Raw genomic sequence first — 15,324 nt, forward strand, 5'->3', positions numbered from 1 at the left:
TCTAGACCCTGCCCATGGCAAAGCCTTTGGCGATGTAGTTGCGCACAAACCAGATCACGATGGCGCCCGGCACGATGGTCAGCACCCCGGCTGCAGCCAGCGTCGCCCAATCCATGCCGGATGCCGACACAGTGCGGGTCATGGTCGCGACGATAGGTTTGGCGTTAACGCTGGTCAGTGTGCGCGCCAGCAGCAACTCGACCCAGCTGAACATGAAGCAGAAGAATGCCGCAACACCCACGCCAGCCTTGATCAGCGGCAGGAAGATGCGCACGAAGAAACGCGGGAATGAATAGCCGTCGATATACGCGGTTTCGTCAATCTCCCGCGGGATGCCGGTCATGAAACCTTCCAGGATCCACACCGCCAGCGGAACGTTGAACAGCAGGTGCGCCAACGCGACCGCGATGTGCGTATCCATCAGACCCACCGTGGTGTAAAGCTGGAAGAAGGGCAGCAAGAACACCGCCGGCGGTGTCATGCGGTTGGTCAGCAGCCAGAAGAACACATGCTTGTCGCCCAGGAAGCTGTAACGCGAAAACGCGTAGGCGGCCGGCAGCGCCACCGTGACCGAAATCACCGTGTTGATCGCCACATAGATCAGGCTGTTGATGTAGCCCGAATACCAGGACGGGTCGGTGAAGATGGTCTTGTAGTTGTTCCAGGTGAAGTCCTGGGGAAAAAACGAGAAGCTCGACAGGATTTCGGCATTGGTCTTGAAGCTCATGTTGACCATCCAGTAGATGGGCAGCAGTGCGAACAAAATGTAGGCAATCAGGAACAGCGTGCGCGCCTGAAATCTCGGTGCGTTAGGTGAGTTCATTCCACGCCCTCCTTCTCTTGCGTGCCCACACGCTGCATCCAGTTGTAGAGGATGAAGCACAGCAGCAGAATGATCAAAAAGTAAATCAGCGAGAAAGCCGCCGCCGGACCCAGGTCAAACTGGCCCACCGCTTTCTGCGTGAGGTATTGCGAAAGGAATGTTGTGGCATTGCCCGGCCCGCCGCCCGTCAGCACAAAAGGCTCGGTGTAAATCATGAAGCTGTCCATGAAGCGCAGCAGCACGGCGATCATCAGCACACCGCGCATCTTGGGCAACTGGATATAGCGGAACACCGCAAATTTGCTGGCGCCGTCAATGCGCGCGGCCTGGTAGTAGGCGTCCGGGATCGAGCGCAAGCCGGCGTAGCCCAGCAGCGCAACCAGTGGCGTCCAATGCCATACATCCATCAAAAGTACCGTCACCCAGGCATGCACGGCATTGCCGGTGTAGCTGTAGTCAAACCCCATCTTTTGCAGCATGGCGCCCAGCAGGCCGATGTCAGCCCGGCCATAGATCTGCCAGATCGTGCCCACCACATTCCAGGGAATCAGCAACGACAGCGCCACCAGCACCAGCACCAGCGAAGCCTTCCAGCCCTGCGCCGGCATGGACAGCGCCAGTGCGATACCCAGGGGAATCTCGACCGCCAGCACCGCCAGCGAGAAGGTGAGCTGCCGCCACAAGGCCGCATGAAGTTCTTCGTCGCGCATCACCGACGCAAACCACTCTGTTCCGACAAACACGCGACGCTCCGGCGAGATAATGTCCTGCACCGAATAGTTGACCACGGTCATGAGCGGCAGGATGGCGGAAAAAGCCACGCAAATGATGACCGGCAGCACCAGCAGCCAAGCCTTTTGATTGACCGGTTTCGTGGTTGTGCTCATGCTTCCACCAGTTCGTCGTTAAGGTACAGGCAGGTGTGTGGCCCCATGATCTGCAGCCAGACTTCCTCACCCACCTGCGGCGCGCGAGAAGCCGGGTTCAACCGGGCCTTCAGGGTGTGTTCGCCGATTCGCGCCGTCAACATCCAGTGCGTGCCGATGTCCTGGACCATCGTGACGGTAAACGGCAGCGCTGCCGGGTCGCCGGGCGCGGTCTTCACCACGTATTCAGGGCGCACACCCAGCTTGAGTTCGCCGTCGGGCATGGCACGTTCAGGCGGCAGCGCCAGCGGCCGGTCCGCGACGCGCAGGGCACCCCCGACGATTGTGGCGGGCAAGAAATTCATGCCGGGCGATCCAATGAAGTGACCTACAAACGTATGGCGGGGGCGCTCGAACAGCGCATCGGCAGATCCGGTCTGCACAGCGCGACCGCGCGTCATGACCACCACCTCTTCGGCAAAGGTCAGTGCCTCCACCTGGTCATGCGTGACGTAAATCAGGGTCAGCTTGAGTTCATGGTGAATTTGCTTGAGCTTGCGCCGCAATTGCCATTTGAGGTGCGGGTCAATCACCGTGAGGGGCTCGTCAAACAGCACGGCCGACACATCAGGGCGCACCAGGCCACGGCCCAGCGAGATTTTCTGCTTGGCGTCCGCCGCCAACCCGGCTGCACGGTGATTCAGCTGGCCGCTCATGTCCAGCATCTCGGCAATTTCACCAACGCGTTTTTTGATCTGGTCTTCCGGCACCTTGCGGTTGCGCAGCGGAAACGCCAGGTTTTCAGCCACCGTCATGGTGTCGTAGATGACCGGGAACTGGAACACCTGCGCAATATTGCGCTGCTGCGGCGAGGCGTGCGTCACATCCACGCCGTCAAACTTGACCGTGCCCTGTGACGGCACCAGCAAGCCCGACATGATGTTGAGCATGGTGGTCTTGCCGCAGCCTGAGGGGCCCAGCAATGCATAGGCGCCGCCATCGCGAAAGCTCATGGTGAGCGGGAGCAACGCATAGTCGCTGTCCTCGCGCGGATTCGGCCGGTATGCGTGGGCCAGATCGAGATCAATGCGCGCCATACGGCCTCCAAAGCACAGCAGCCGATACAAAAAGATGCTTCATGCGAGTCCCCCTTTGCGTTCTGGCGCCAACAGCAGGGCGCCGGTCGCGTCAAAGACATACACCTGGGCAGGGCTGAGAAACAGGGTGATGGGTGCACCCAGTTCGAAGTAATGCACACCGGTCAGTTGCGCCACCAGTTCACCCACCGCCGTGGCAACGTGGACAAAAGTGTCGGAACCCGAAATTTCAGCCAACTCGACCTTTCCCGGCAACGCCACATCACCCTCACGCTTTTGGACGCGCAGGGCGCTGCCGCGAACACCGGCCGTGAGGGTGGCCAGGTTTTGCGCCGGCGCATCGGGCAAGGCCAGCGCCAGGGTCGGCCCCGCCGCCAGCTGCAAGCCCTGCGCCGCAGGCAGTGCCGCTATCAGATTCATGGGCGGATCGCTGAAGGCACGCGCAACGCGCAAGGACCGCGGCGAGTGGAAGACCTCGGCGGTCGGGCCGTACTGCAGCAGTTCACCACCGTCCATCACAGCGGTATAGCCCCCCAGCAACAGAGCCTCGCCAGGCTCGGTAGTGGCATAGATCACGGTGGAATCGCCGGCCGCAAAAAGCTGCGTCAGCTCTTCGCGCAATTCCTCGCGCAGCTTGTAGTCCAGATTGACCAGCGGTTCGTCCAGCAGCATCAGGGGCGCACCCTTGGCCAGTGCGCGCGCCAGGGCCACCCGCTGCTGCTGCCCGCCCGACAGCTCCGCCGGATAACGGTCCAGGAACATCTCGATGTGCAGGCGCCCAGCCAGTTTGCGCACCGTCTCGTCAATGTTTTTTTCGCCGCGCAGCTTCAGAGGCGAAGCGATGTTGTCCGCCACCCGTAGCGAGGGGTAGTTGATGAACTGCTGGTAGACCATGGCGACATTGCGCTCACGAACCGGCATGCCGGTCACATCCGCGTCGTTCACCAGGACTTTTCCCTGCGTGGGGACATCCAGGCCCGCCATGATGCGCATCAGGCTGGTTTTGCCAGCCTGCGTTGCGCCGAGCAACACCGTCACTTCGCCGCCGCGCGGCGCCAGGTTCAGCTCGTAAAGCCATTGTTCGGCGCCAACCTTTTTGCTGATGCGGTCCAGGGCCAGTTGCATCACGCGCCCTCCCCATGCACCACGGCATGGCACAAACGCCGCATCGACCCGAAATGGCCAAGCCGTCTCCCTGTCAAGGCGACGGCAGCCAAACAAAAAGAAACAGTAAACAAGAGAGGGACTCCCGGCGAGACTTTGAATGAAGTTCGGTTTTTTTCTATTTTTCTTCTTTTGTGATTGTTTTATCTACTTGTTTTCCCTTATCTGTTTCCTTTTGTTTCGATATAAAGTTTCCAGACCTCCACGATTCCCTGAAACTTGAACCGCGTGAACTCCAACCCCAGGCAAATCAAGCTCCTTGACGTCGTGCGAACCCACGGGTCGGCCTCTGTCGAGCAGCTTGCAGAAAAACTGGACGTGACCCTGCAGACCGTCCGGCGGGATGTGCAGCGCCTGGCGGAAGCCGGCCTGCTGACGCGTTTTCACGGCGGCGTGCGGGTACCCAGTTCCACCATCGAAAACATTGCCCATCGCCAGCGCGAAAGCCTTCATGCCGAAGGCAAGGCCCGCATCGCGCGGGCAGTGGCCAGGCGTGTTCCGAACGACTGCTCATTGATCCTCAATATCGGCACCACCACCGAGGCCATCGCCAAGGCCCTGCTGCACCACAAGGGGCTGCGGGTCATCACCAACAACCTGAATGTGGCCGGCATCCTGTGCGGCAATACCGACTGCGAGGTCATCGTGGCGGGCGGCGTGGTGCGTTCACGCGACCGGGGCWTCGTGGGCGAGGCGGCGGTCGACTTCATACGCCAGTTCCGCGTTGACATCGCAATCATCGGCATTTCAGGGATCGAGCCTGACGGCTCCCTGCGCGACTTCGACTACCGCGAAGTCAAAGTTGCCCAGACCATCATCGAGCATGCCCGCGAAGTCTGGCTGGCAGCCGACAGCAGCAAGTTCAACCGGCCCGCCATGGTGGAACTGGCCACACTCTCCCAGATTGACCGGCTGTTCACCGACATGCCACCGCCCGAGCCGTTTCCAACCTTGCTGGAAGAGGCGGACGTCAACTGTGAAGTGGCCCACTCCTGAGCCCTGCGCACTTGTGCGCGCCTGCCACCCTTTCATACACTCCAGCGCATGACATACCTTCTCGCACTCGACCAGGGAACCTCCAGTTCCCGCAGCATCGTGTTTGACGAACACGGCCACATCGTGGCCCTGGCCCAGCAGGAATTGCCGCAGATCTACCCCAGGCCAGGCTGGGTCGAGCACGACCTGATGGAGATCTGGCGCACCCAGCTGGCGACGGCGCGCGAAGTGCTGGCCAAAGCGAACATCAAGGCCGCCGACATTCGGGCGCTGGGCATCACCAACCAGCGCGAGACCACCGCCCTCTGGAACCGCAAGACCGGCCTGCCGGTTCATCACGCCATCGTCTGGCAGGACAGGCGCGCCGAAGCCACCYGCGCCGAGTTGCGCGAGCGCGGCAAGGAAAAGCTGATCCAGTCCAAGACCGGGCTGCTGATCGACGCCTATTTTTCCGGCACCAAACTCAAATGGCTGCTTGACAACGTGCCCGGGGCCCGCGCGCAGGCCGAGCGTGGCGAACTGGCTTTCGGCACCATCGACAGCTGGCTGATGTGGCAACTCACGGGCGGCGCACTGCATGCCACCGACGTCAGCAATGCATCCCGGACCATGCTGTTCAATGTGCATACCAATCAATGGGACGACGAGCTGCTTGAGCTGCTGGGCATCCCGGCCTCGCTGATGCCGAAGGTGCTGCCTTCGAGCGCTCACTTCGGCGATGTGCAGCCCGACTTGCTGGGCCACGCCATTACCATTGGCGGCGTCGCCGGCGACCAGCAAAGTGCCCTGTTCGGCCAGGCCTGCTTCAAGGCCGGCATGGCCAAGAACACCTACGGCACCGGCTGCTTCATGTTGATGCACACGGGCAGCCAGTTTCAAACCTCACACAACGGTCTGCTAACGACCAGCGCAGCCCAGGCAACAACCCAGACGCAGTTCGCCACCGAAGGCAGCGTGTTTGTTGGCGGCGCCGTGGTGCAGTGGTTGCGCGACGGGCTGCATGCCATCAAAGGCAGCGCCGAAGTGCAGGCGCTGGCCGAAAGCGTGCCTGATTCAGGCGGCGTGATGATGGTGCCAGCCTTCACCGGCCTGGGTGCACCCTACTGGAAACCGGATGCGCGGGGCACCATCACCGGTCTCACGCGCGGCACCACCGTCGCCCATATCGCGCGCGCCGCACTGGAAAGCATCGCCTACCAAAGCGCCGCACTGCTGCAGGCGATGAGCCGGGACGCGGTAAGTGCAGGCGCCGCACCCGTTGCAGAATTGCGCGTAGACGGCGGCGCCTGCGTCAACGACCTGCTGATGCAATTCCAGGCCGACCTGCTGGGCATACCGGTGATCCGCCCGGCCGTGATTGAAACCACCGCACTGGGCGCCGCCTACCTGGCGGGGCTTTCCAGCGGCGTCTATAGCAGCACCGACGAGCTCTCCGGCATGTGGCGCGCCGAGCGCAAGTTTTTGCCTACGCTGGGCGCAGACCGGGCTGCTGAGCTGATGGCGCGGTGGGAGCAGGCGGTACGGCAGACCGTGCTGCAGTAAGCGCAGCCTCGCCCTGTCACATTTCCCACAGGTGCGGCCGCTAGACTTGGCTGCATGAACCCTTATGTCACAGACGCCGCTGCCCCCACCCGGCGCAGGCTGGTACTCGGAGCCGGCGCAGCCGCAGTGCTGGGTCTGTCCGGCGGCAAGGCACCGCAGCCGGCAGCTGCAGCCACCCTGCCGGTCCGCACACGCCTGCGCCTGATTGGTGAATCCCGCATTCCACACCGGCTGCAATTCCAGGGCACCACGGTGGGCGGGCTCTCAGGCATTGACTACGACGCCGCCAACAATCTGTATTACCTGATCAGCGACGACGGCTCCAGCATCAACCCCGTACGGTTTTACACCGCGCGCATCGCACTGGACATGAACAGCCTGGGCTCGCCGGAATTGCTGGGCGTCACTACTCTGCGCCCAAGGGATGGGAGCACGTATGAAGCAGTATTGCGGGGCATCCAAGCGCCCGATCCGGAAGCGATTCRCTGGCGTCCCAGCAGCCAGACGCTGCTGTGGACCAGTGAGGGGTATTCCCTGGCGGGCCTGGCGCCGGAGCTGCGCGAAAGCCGGGCTGACGGCACGATGGTTCGCGAATTTACGCTGCCGCCCATGTTTGAGTTTCATCTCATCCGGGGGCCGCGCGTCAACTTGGCGCTGGAAGGCCTGGCGCTGACACCCGATGACAAGACAGCGTGGATCGCCATGGAAAACGCCTTCCGCCAGGATGGACCCGTACCCACAGTGAAAGCGAAGGGCGGTCCTTGCCGCTTCACCCAAATTGACCTGACCAGCGGAAAAGCCCTGCGGCAAATTGCCTATGTGCCTGACGCCATCCCGCGCGCACCTGTCGCGCCGGCCACCCGGGCAGACAACGGTGTGGTGGAAATCCTGATGCTCGACGCGGACCGCATGCTGGTACTGGAGCGGGCGTATACGGCCGGTTGGGGCCCGCAAGCGGGCAACTCGCTGCGCCTGTACCTCATCGATACGCGGCAGGGATCCGACACACTCGCAACGCCCACCCTGCAGGCTGGTACCTACCGCGCGGTCGACAAAACACTCATCGCCGACTTTTCCACCTTCACCGGCCCGGGGCCCGGCCTCCGGCTGGAGCGTCTGGACAATACGGAAGGCATGGCCTGGGGCCCGGTACTGCCCAACGGAAATCGCAGCCTGGTCTTCATTAGCGACGACAATTTCAGCTCCCGGCAAATCAGCCAGTGGCTGGCCTTTGAATTTTTGGATTGACAACGCATGACCTCCACTTCCCGCGCAAGCAACGACCACATCGCCTTCATAGGCGGCGGCAACATGGCCAGCGCCATCATTGGCGGCCTGCTGAAACAAGGCATGCCAGCCAGCCAGATCCAGGTGGTCGAGCCATTTGAAGAGCAACGCAACAAGCTCACCCGGCAATTCGGCGTACAGGTGCACGAAAAACCCGGCGCGCCACTGGCCAGCGCCGGCCTGGTGGTCTGGGCTGTAAAACCGCAGACTTTCAAGGATGCAGCCCTGCAAACACGCTTTCACACCAAAACCGCCCTGCACCTGAGCGTGGCCGCCGGGGTGCGGTCCAGCAGCATTGCGCGCTGGCTGGGCACCGAACGTGTGGTGCGCGCCATGCCCAACACGCCGGCGCTGGTCGGCAAAGGCATGACGGCGTTGTTCGCGCGGGATGCCGTGACAGACGACGACAGGCTGGCCATCGAGCAGGTGGTCAGGCCCACAGGGGATTACCTGTGGCTCACCGAGGAAGCCCATCTGGACGCGGTCACCGCCATTTCGGGCTCAGGCCCGGCCTACGTCTTTTATTTTGTGGAAGCCATGATCGAGGCCGGCACGGACATGGGCCTTGCACCGGAACAGGCGCGCAAGCTTGCCGTCGGCACCTTTGCCGGCGCTTCGGCGCTGCTGCAGGCGTCCGATGAGACGCCACAGGCGCTGCGCGCCCAGGTCACGTCCAAAGGAGGTACCACCTACGCCGCGCTGACCTCGATGGAACAGGACCGCGTCAAGATGCAGTTCATGCGCGCCATCCACACGGCAAGGCAACGCGCCGGTGAATTGGGTGATGAGTTTGGCGCGGGTTGATACAGTCATGGAAACCCGCCAAAACCTAATAGGGGCGGGCGCAAGCAGCTATCTATTTAATAGCGAGCTTGCTTTTTCTGAAGTAACGGCACCGGGCCAGGGAATTTGCGGGCAGGTCAACCGCCCTGCGAGGGAAGACGTTGAAGAAAGGCGTCTGTCACGGCTATCCTGGTCCATTATGGACAGTTCACCCGGCAACACCCGCACCCCATAACTTTTCCAACATCCGGAGCTTCACCATGAACAAATTACTGTCCACCCTCATCAGCGCAGCCGTCCTCGCCATGCCCCTGGCCGTGATCTCCACGCCAGCAGCTGCCCAGGCCGCCGCACCCGCAGCAGCTCCTGCTGCCGCACCTGCTGCTGAAAAAGCAACCCCTCCCGCCAAAGCCAAGGCAAAAGCCAAACACAAGGTCAAGCACAAGGCCAAGGCGAAAGCCAAGAAATCGGTGTAATTAGCCGGACGAAGTTCCGCTGAGCCCTTGATCCGGCGACGGCAGAGAATGACAAAAAAGCCCGCATACGCGGGCTTTTCTCATGGCCGTCTGGTTCAGCGCAGCCGGCTCAAAGGCCGAGGTAGGACAGCGCAATTCCCGCAAACACCGTAAAACCCAGCCAGTGGTTGAGGCGAAACGCCTTGAAGCAGGCCTCACGCTCCCGTTTGCGAATTAACCAGCCGTGCCATAGTGCCTGCCCGAGCGCCACCACAATCGCTATCAAATAAATAGCCGGTTGCGCATGATCCATAAGGGCTACAGCCCAAATCGACAGAAAAATCAGGTAACTGAGCATGACACCTGCCACATCGAACCGCCCCAGTGTGATGGCCGACGTTTTCATGCCGATTTTCAGGTCGTCGTCACGGTCGACCATGGCGTATTCCGTGTCGTAGGCGATCACCCAGAAGAGGTTGCCCAGCAACAGCACCCAGGCCAGCAGCGGCACGCGCGACTGCACGGCGGCAAAAGCCATCGGAATGCCAAAACTGAAAGCGACCCCCAGCACCGCCTGCGGCATGGAGACATAACGTTTGGCAAAGGGATAAACCAGCGTGACGGCCAGCGCGGCAAACGACCAGGCAATCGTGGCAGTGTTGGTGGTGAGCACCAGGCCGAAAGCCAGCAAAGCCAGCACGGCGCCGAGCACCAGCGCCTCCCCGACAGAAAGGGCACCGCTGGTCACCGGCCGCTGCGCGGTGCGCTTGACGTGGCGGTCAAAATCACGGTCGGCCACATCGTTGACACAGCAGCCGGCACTGCGCATGAGGAAGGTGCCCAAGGTGAATACGGCCACAAGGTGCCAGCCCGGGAAGCCATGCGAAGCCACCCACAGCGCCGACAAGGTGGGCCACAACAGCAGCAACCAGCCCGCCGGGCGATTCCAGCGGATCAGTTGAAGGTAGAGGTCAAGTTTTTGCCTCAACAAGCCAGGAGGCACCTTACTCTTCGAGCAAGGAACGCAGCATCCACGCCGTCTGCTCGTGCACTGTCAGGCGCTGCGTCAGCAAGTCCGCGGTCGGTTCGTCGCTGGCCTTGTCGGCCAGAGGAAACAACTCCCGCGCCGTACGGGCCACAGCCTCATGGCCCTGCACCAGGATACGCACCATCTCCAGCGCCTTGGGCGGCACCACAGGTACATCGGGAATGGAAGCCAGCTTGCTGAACTGGGCGTAAGAGCCCGGCGCGGGATGGCCCAGCGAGCGGATACGCTCGGCCACCGGGTCGACCGCTGCCCACAATTCGGTGTACTGCGTCATGAACATCAGGTGCAGCGTGTTGAACATCGGCCCCGTCACGTTCCAGTGGAAGTTATGGGTGGTCAAGTACAGGGTGTAGGTGTCAGCCAGCAGACGGCTCAGGCCCTTGGCGATCGCTGCGCGGTCTTTTTCATTGATGCCGATATTGATGGTGGGTGCGGGTTTTCCTGCGGGCTTGGTCGATGTTTTGGCCATGGTGTTTCCTTTTAAAAATTCTGGGACAACTTTACAAAATCAGGGAAGGGGCTGCAACAGCCGGGCTCAATGCCCGCCATAGACGGCGTTCACGACAGGCGATTGACGCCGGGGAGCTCGCAGGCGTAAATGGCGTTGCGCAGCGCAGCGATCGCTTCGTACCGGGTAAAGCTGCGGCGCCACGCCAGCACTACGCGCCGGCTCGGCACATCGCCAGCGAAGGGCAGGTATTTAATGAACGAGGGCTGCTCTGCCGCCACTTTTCTGCGGCTCGCTGCAGGCTTTCCTTTGGCGGACTTCCCGGCCGCGGCCTGCTCTGCCAGCGCCTCCTTGGGCACGCCGAGTCGCGGCACCAGCGTGATGCCCATGCCCGCCGCCACCATGTGCTTGATGGTTTCCAGCGAGGAACCTTCAAAGCTTTTGCTGATGCCCTCGGCGCTGCTGGAAAAGCGTGCAAATTCGGGGCAGACCTCAAGCACGTGGTCGCGAAAGCAATGGCCGGTACCCAGCAGCAGCATGGTTTCCTTCTTGAGCTCCTCGGCCGTCACGCTCTTGCGTGACGCCAGCGCATGGGCACTGGGCACCGCCGCCATGAAAGGCTCGTCATACAGCGGGGCAATGGCCAGGTTGGTGTCGGGAAAGGGCTCGGCCAGGATGGCGCAGTCAATTTCACCGGTGCGCAGCTCTTCCAGCAGTTTGACGGTGAAGTTTTCCTGCAGCATCAGCGGCATCTGCGGCGTATGCGCAATCGCCTGGCGCACCAGGTCGGGCAACAGGTAGGGGCCAATCGTATAGATCACGCCCAGCCGCAGCGCACCGGCCAGCGGGTCTTTGCCGCGCTTGGCAATTTCACGGATGTTGTCGGCCTGCTCCAGCACGCTCTGGGCCTGGCGCACGATTTCTTCGCCCAGAGGCGTCACGGTGATTTCGTTGGCGTTGCGCTCAAAGAGCTTGACCTGCAGCTCTTCCTCCAGCTTCTTGATAGCCACGCTGAGCGTGGGCTGCGAGACATGACAGGCATCAGCGCCCTTGCCAAAATGCTTTTCGCGGGCCACGGCGACGATGTATTTGAGTTCGGTCAGCGTCATGGGCTTATTGTGATACTTTTCAGGATGCCTCGATCAGCAGTGAGATAAACGGCTGATCGACGGGGTGCTTGTCGACCGACAAGGCTCCCAAAGGCCATCCGCCATTAATCAMCCTCATCAAAGGAACCCATGCACCGCTTGCTTTCGACAGCTATTGCCATCACCGTCCTGCTTTCTGGATGCGCCAACGACTCCAAGGCTCCATCGACGGGCGTCACGATTGAAGTGAATACGGCCAAGCCGGCTGAGTTTGACAGGGTTGTGGGCTTGGGACCCATGCTCGCGGACAGGATCATTAAGGCGCGCAGCATCAAAAGCTTCAGCGACTGCAACGATCTCATCACAAGGGTTTCAGGAATGGGACGGTTGAGTGCGAAAAAATTCTCCGAGAGCGGATTAAGGGTCAACGGCGAAAGTTGCTAACGCCGCGGGCAACCCGGCAAAATTCCGACTCTTCACGCTTTCAAGTAGTCTGCTTTTCCACCCAGCCAGCGCAGGATGTGCCGGTGAGCCAGTTCCGCGTGCCGGTCCAGCATCAGCGGGGCACGCTCGCGCGCCCAGGCCAGCAGATCGGCATCGGTCTCGAGATCGGCAAACCGCAGCAGCGGCGCCCCCGACTGCCGCGCCCCCAGGAACTCGCCGGGCCCGCGGATTTCCAGGTCGCGCCGGGCAATTTCGAAGCCGTCATTGGTTTGCGCCATGGCTTTGAGGCGTTCGCGCGCCATCTCGCCGAGCCGGGACGCTTCGCCGGTCGAATACAGCAACACACAGGCCGATGCCGCCGCCCCACGCCCGACCCGGCCGCGTAACTGATGCAACTGGCTCAAACCGAACCGTTCCGCGTGCTCAATCACCATCAGCGAAGCATTGGGCACGTCGACACCTACTTCGATCACGGTGGTACTGACCAGTACGCCCATCTGCCCGCTGGTAAAGAGCGCCATCACGGCTTTTTTCTCGGCCGCCGGCATGCGAGAGTGCAGCAGCCCCACACTGACGCCGGGCAAGGCTGCGCTCAGCGCTTCATGCGTTTGCGTAGCATTGACCAGGTCGATGGACTCGCTTTCCTCGATCAGCGGACAGACCCAGTAAATCTGCCGCCCTTCCGCCAGCTGCCCGCGTATGCGCGTGATCACTTCGTCGCGCCGCGCGTCGCTCACCACCTTGGTCACGATGGGCGTGCGGCCGGGTGGCAGCTCGTCGATGGTGGACACATCGAGGTCGGCGTAATAACTCATCGCCAGCGTGCGCGGGATCGGCGTGGCGGTCATCATCAAAAGGTGGGGCTCCTGCCCGCCTTCGGTCATTTTGCTGCGCAGGGCCAGCCGCTGCGCCACGCCAAAGCGGTGCTGCTCGTCGATGATGGCGAGCGCCAGGTTTTTGAACTTCACCTTGTCCTGGATCACGGCGTGGGTGCCTATGACCAGGCCCGCCTCCCCGCTCTCGATCAGCGCCAGCATCTCGCGCCGCTCTTTTGTTTTCTGGCTGCCGGTCAGCCAGGCGGTCTTGATGCCCAGCGGCTCCAGCCAGCCGATCAGTTTGCTGAAATGCTGCTCGGCCAGGATTTCCGTAGGCGCCATCAGCGCGCACTGCCAGCCCGCGTCCATGCAGCGTGCCGCGGCCAACGCCGCCACCACGGTTTTGCCGGCACCGACATCGCCCTGCAGCAGGCGGTGCATGGGAATATTTTTTTTCAGGTCCGCTTCAATCTCGTTGCACACGCGCTGCTGGGCGGCAGTCAGCCGGAAAGGCAGTCGCTCCAGCAATTGGTCGTGCAGCGTGCACTGCGTGCCGCGCATGGGCGGACCTGCCAGCGAAGGTGCGCGCATGGCTGCGCGTATGCGGCGGGCCTGCAGCTGCGACAGCTGCTGGGCCAGCAGCTCTTCGGCCTTGAGCCGCTGCCAGGCAGGATGGCTGCGGTCTTCCAGCGTGGCCAGCGAGACATCCGGCGTTGGGTGATGCAAAAACTGTAGCGCCTCGCGCAGGTTCCATAAGGGCTGCAGCCTGTTTTCACCTAAAACTTCAGGCGGAAAGGTCTCACGGAGGTCGGCCCGTGCCAGGCCGCTGAGCACGGCTTTGCGCAGGTAGGTTTGCGGCAATCCGGCCACGGTGGGATACACCGGCGTCAGCGCGCCGGGCAGTTCGCCGCCGGCCAGCCTGAAGCTGGGGTGGATCATTTCACGGCTGAGAAAGCCGCCGCGGATTTCACCCCGCACCCGAACATGGGCGCCTGTGCTCAGCGTTTTCTGGTGAGCCGGGTAAAAATTGATGAAGCGCAGCACGCAGGTGTCGCTGCCGTCGTCTACCGTCACCCGCAGCTGTCGGCGCGGGCGAAAGGCGATCTCGCTGCGCGTCACAACGCCTTCTATCTGCACCAGGTCACCATCCCTGGCGTCGGCCAGCCGCACGATGCGGGTTTCATCCTCGTAGCGCAGGGGCAAATGCAGGGCCAGATCGATCTCGCGGCGCAGGCCCAGCTTCTCCAGGGCTTTTTGCGCAGGGGATTTGGGCGGGGCTTTTTCGGCCGGTGCCCGGGATGCGGCCTTGTCCCCGGCTGCAACCTCAGGCGGGGCGTTTTTTCGGGCGGGAGCACCAGGAGGCGACATGGGACAATTGTGCCTTCATGAGCACCCATTTCACCCTCAGCGATTTTGATTTCACGCTGCCCGAAGAACTCATTGCCCAACACCCTGCCGCCCAGCGCAGTGGCTCGCGCCTGCTTGACGGGCGTGAAGACCTGCCGGTGGACCGACGGTTCACCGAACTCCCCGGCCTGCTGCTGCCGGGCGACCTGCTGGTCTTCAACGACACCAAAGTCGTCAAAGCCCGGCTCTTCGGCCAGAAAGCCAGCGGCGGCAAACTGGAACTGCTGATCGAACGCGTGCTGTCGCCCCATGCGGATGCTGGCCATGAAGTCGCTGCCCACATGAAGGTCAGCAAAAAGCCCCTGCCCGGCGCGGTGCTGCAAATGGACGGCGGCTTTACCGCCACGCTGCTGGGCCGCTGGCCCGAGGAAAGCGGACCTCTGTACCGTTTCCGCCTGAGCAGCGACCCCTATGCGCTGATGGCGCAGCACGGCCACGTGCCGCTGCCACCCTACATCACGCACACGGACTCCGCGGACGACGAACAACGCTACCAGACCGTGTTTGCCAAAAACCCGGGCGCCGTGGCCGCGCCCACCGCGGCACTGCACTTCGATGAAGCCATATTGGCGCAACTCGAAGCGCGCGGCATCCAGCGCGCGAGCGTGACGCTGCATGTGGGTGCCGGCACCTTCCAGCCCGTCAAGGCTGAAAACATTGCCGACCACGCCATGCATTTCGAACGTTTTGAGGTCCCTTTGGCCACGCAGCAAGCCATTGCCGCGTGCAGGGCACGCGGTGGCCGCGTGGTAGCCGTGGGCACCACCACCGTGCGGGCGCTGGAGTCGCACGCCAAATTCGGCCCCGACTGCAACGACACCAACATCTTCATCACCCCGGGCTTTGAATTTGCCGTGGTGGACCTGCTGCTGACCAACTTTCACCTGCCCAAAAGCACGCTGATGATGCTGGTCAGCGCGTTTTCGGGCTACGAACACATCATGGCGCTGTACCGGCATGCAATTGCGCAGCGTTATCGCTTTTTCAGCTATGGCGACTCCATGCTGCTGGCCCGCAGGCCCCCTTTGGTACGGCCTGAGGCCGCCTGAATCCCGCGCGTA

The 15,324-nt window shown here is 62.2% G+C and carries 15 protein-coding genes; 7 read left to right on the forward strand and 8 right to left on the reverse strand.

Features of this window, described 5'->3' with window-relative positions; genetic code table 11:
- Position 1: 1 nt before the first annotated feature.
- Genes AC1D0Z_RS01875 through AC1D0Z_RS01890 form a run of 4 tightly spaced genes read right to left on the reverse strand, consistent with a single transcriptional unit; the run spans position 2 to position 3,911 of the window.
- Entirely contained in the window at positions 2-823 is an 822-nt protein-coding gene (locus tag AC1D0Z_RS01875) for a carbohydrate ABC transporter permease (RefSeq protein WP_477656540.1), read from the reverse strand.
- Positions 820-1,710: a carbohydrate ABC transporter permease gene (locus tag AC1D0Z_RS01880; RefSeq protein ID WP_477646620.1), complete on the reverse strand. Its 891-nt coding sequence runs from the start codon at positions 1,708-1,710 to the stop codon at positions 820-822. The genes AC1D0Z_RS01875 and AC1D0Z_RS01880 overlap by 4 nt, the downstream gene beginning before the upstream one ends.
- Positions 1,707-2,786 carry an ABC transporter ATP-binding protein gene (locus AC1D0Z_RS01885; RefSeq protein WP_477656541.1) on the reverse strand — a complete coding sequence of 360 codons (1,080 nt, stop codon included), beginning with the start codon at positions 2,784-2,786 and terminating at the stop codon, positions 1,707-1,709. The genes AC1D0Z_RS01880 and AC1D0Z_RS01885 overlap by 4 nt, the downstream gene beginning before the upstream one ends.
- A gap of 39 nt (positions 2,787-2,825) precedes the next feature.
- On the reverse strand, positions 2,826-3,911 hold the full coding sequence (locus AC1D0Z_RS01890) for an ABC transporter ATP-binding protein (RefSeq protein WP_477656542.1): 1,086 nt from the start codon (positions 3,909-3,911) through the stop codon (positions 2,826-2,828).
- Positions 3,912-4,178: 267 nt separating this feature from the next.
- On the opposite strand from AC1D0Z_RS01890, the gene AC1D0Z_RS01895 reads away from it, so the two are divergent.
- The 5 genes from AC1D0Z_RS01895 (at position 4,179) to AC1D0Z_RS01915 (ending at position 9,034) form a co-directional block, all read left to right on the forward strand.
- Positions 4,179-4,946: a DeoR/GlpR family DNA-binding transcription regulator gene (locus tag AC1D0Z_RS01895; RefSeq protein ID WP_477656543.1), complete on the forward strand. Its 768-nt coding sequence runs from the start codon at positions 4,179-4,181 to the stop codon at positions 4,944-4,946.
- A 48-nt stretch (positions 4,947-4,994) separates the two neighbouring features.
- The gene (gene glpK / locus AC1D0Z_RS01900) at positions 4,995-6,488 is read left to right on the forward strand and encodes a glycerol kinase GlpK (RefSeq protein ID WP_477656544.1); all 1,494 of its coding nucleotides are present in this window, start codon (positions 4,995-4,997) and stop codon (positions 6,486-6,488) included.
- A 54-nt stretch (positions 6,489-6,542) separates the two neighbouring features.
- A complete protein-coding gene (locus AC1D0Z_RS01905) occupies positions 6,543-7,736 on the forward strand; it encodes an esterase-like activity of phytase family protein (RefSeq protein ID WP_477656545.1) in 1,194 nt (397 codons plus the stop codon).
- Positions 7,737-7,742: 6 nt separating this feature from the next.
- On the forward strand, positions 7,743-8,579 hold the full coding sequence (gene proC, locus AC1D0Z_RS01910) for a pyrroline-5-carboxylate reductase (RefSeq protein WP_477656546.1): 837 nt from the start codon (positions 7,743-7,745) through the stop codon (positions 8,577-8,579).
- A 239-nt stretch (positions 8,580-8,818) separates the two neighbouring features.
- Complete coding sequence (locus tag AC1D0Z_RS01915) at positions 8,819-9,034, forward strand: hypothetical protein (RefSeq protein WP_477656547.1); 216 nt, start codon at positions 8,819-8,821, stop codon at positions 9,032-9,034.
- 109 nt (positions 9,035-9,143) lie between these two features.
- On the opposite strand, the gene ubiA is transcribed toward AC1D0Z_RS01915, so the two are convergent.
- From ubiA to AC1D0Z_RS01930, 3 genes are all read right to left on the reverse strand, one after another.
- Positions 9,144-10,004, reverse strand: a complete 861-nt coding sequence (gene ubiA / locus AC1D0Z_RS01920; RefSeq protein WP_477656548.1) for a 4-hydroxybenzoate octaprenyltransferase — start codon at positions 10,002-10,004, stop codon at positions 9,144-9,146.
- A 13-nt stretch (positions 10,005-10,017) separates the two neighbouring features.
- Entirely contained in the window at positions 10,018-10,530 is a 513-nt protein-coding gene (locus AC1D0Z_RS01925) for a Dps family protein (protein WP_477656549.1), read from the reverse strand.
- Positions 10,531-10,619: 89 nt separating this feature from the next.
- Positions 10,620-11,618, reverse strand: coding sequence for a hydrogen peroxide-inducible genes activator (locus AC1D0Z_RS01930; RefSeq protein WP_477656550.1), 999 nt, complete (start codon positions 11,616-11,618; stop codon positions 10,620-10,622).
- Between the two features lie 129 nt (positions 11,619-11,747).
- On the opposite strand from AC1D0Z_RS01930, the gene AC1D0Z_RS01935 reads away from it, so the two are divergent.
- Positions 11,748-12,041 (forward strand): helix-hairpin-helix domain-containing protein, encoded by a 294-nt coding sequence (locus tag AC1D0Z_RS01935; protein ID WP_477656551.1) that lies wholly within the window; start codon positions 11,748-11,750, stop codon positions 12,039-12,041.
- Positions 12,042-12,073: 32 nt separating this feature from the next.
- Here the strand turns inward: AC1D0Z_RS01935 and recG are convergent, their stop codons facing one another.
- Positions 12,074-14,224, reverse strand: coding sequence for an ATP-dependent DNA helicase RecG (recG, locus tag AC1D0Z_RS01940; RefSeq protein ID WP_477656552.1), 2,151 nt, complete (start codon positions 14,222-14,224; stop codon positions 12,074-12,076).
- A gap of 17 nt (positions 14,225-14,241) precedes the next feature.
- Between recG and queA the strand changes: the two genes are divergently transcribed.
- Positions 14,242-15,312: a tRNA preQ1(34) S-adenosylmethionine ribosyltransferase-isomerase QueA gene (gene queA, locus AC1D0Z_RS01945; RefSeq protein WP_477656553.1), complete on the forward strand. Its 1,071-nt coding sequence runs from the start codon at positions 14,242-14,244 to the stop codon at positions 15,310-15,312.
- The last annotated feature ends 12 nt before the right edge of the window (positions 15,313-15,324 follow it).

It is taken from the genome of Polaromonas sp. P1_E3 (genome assembly GCF_056405935.1).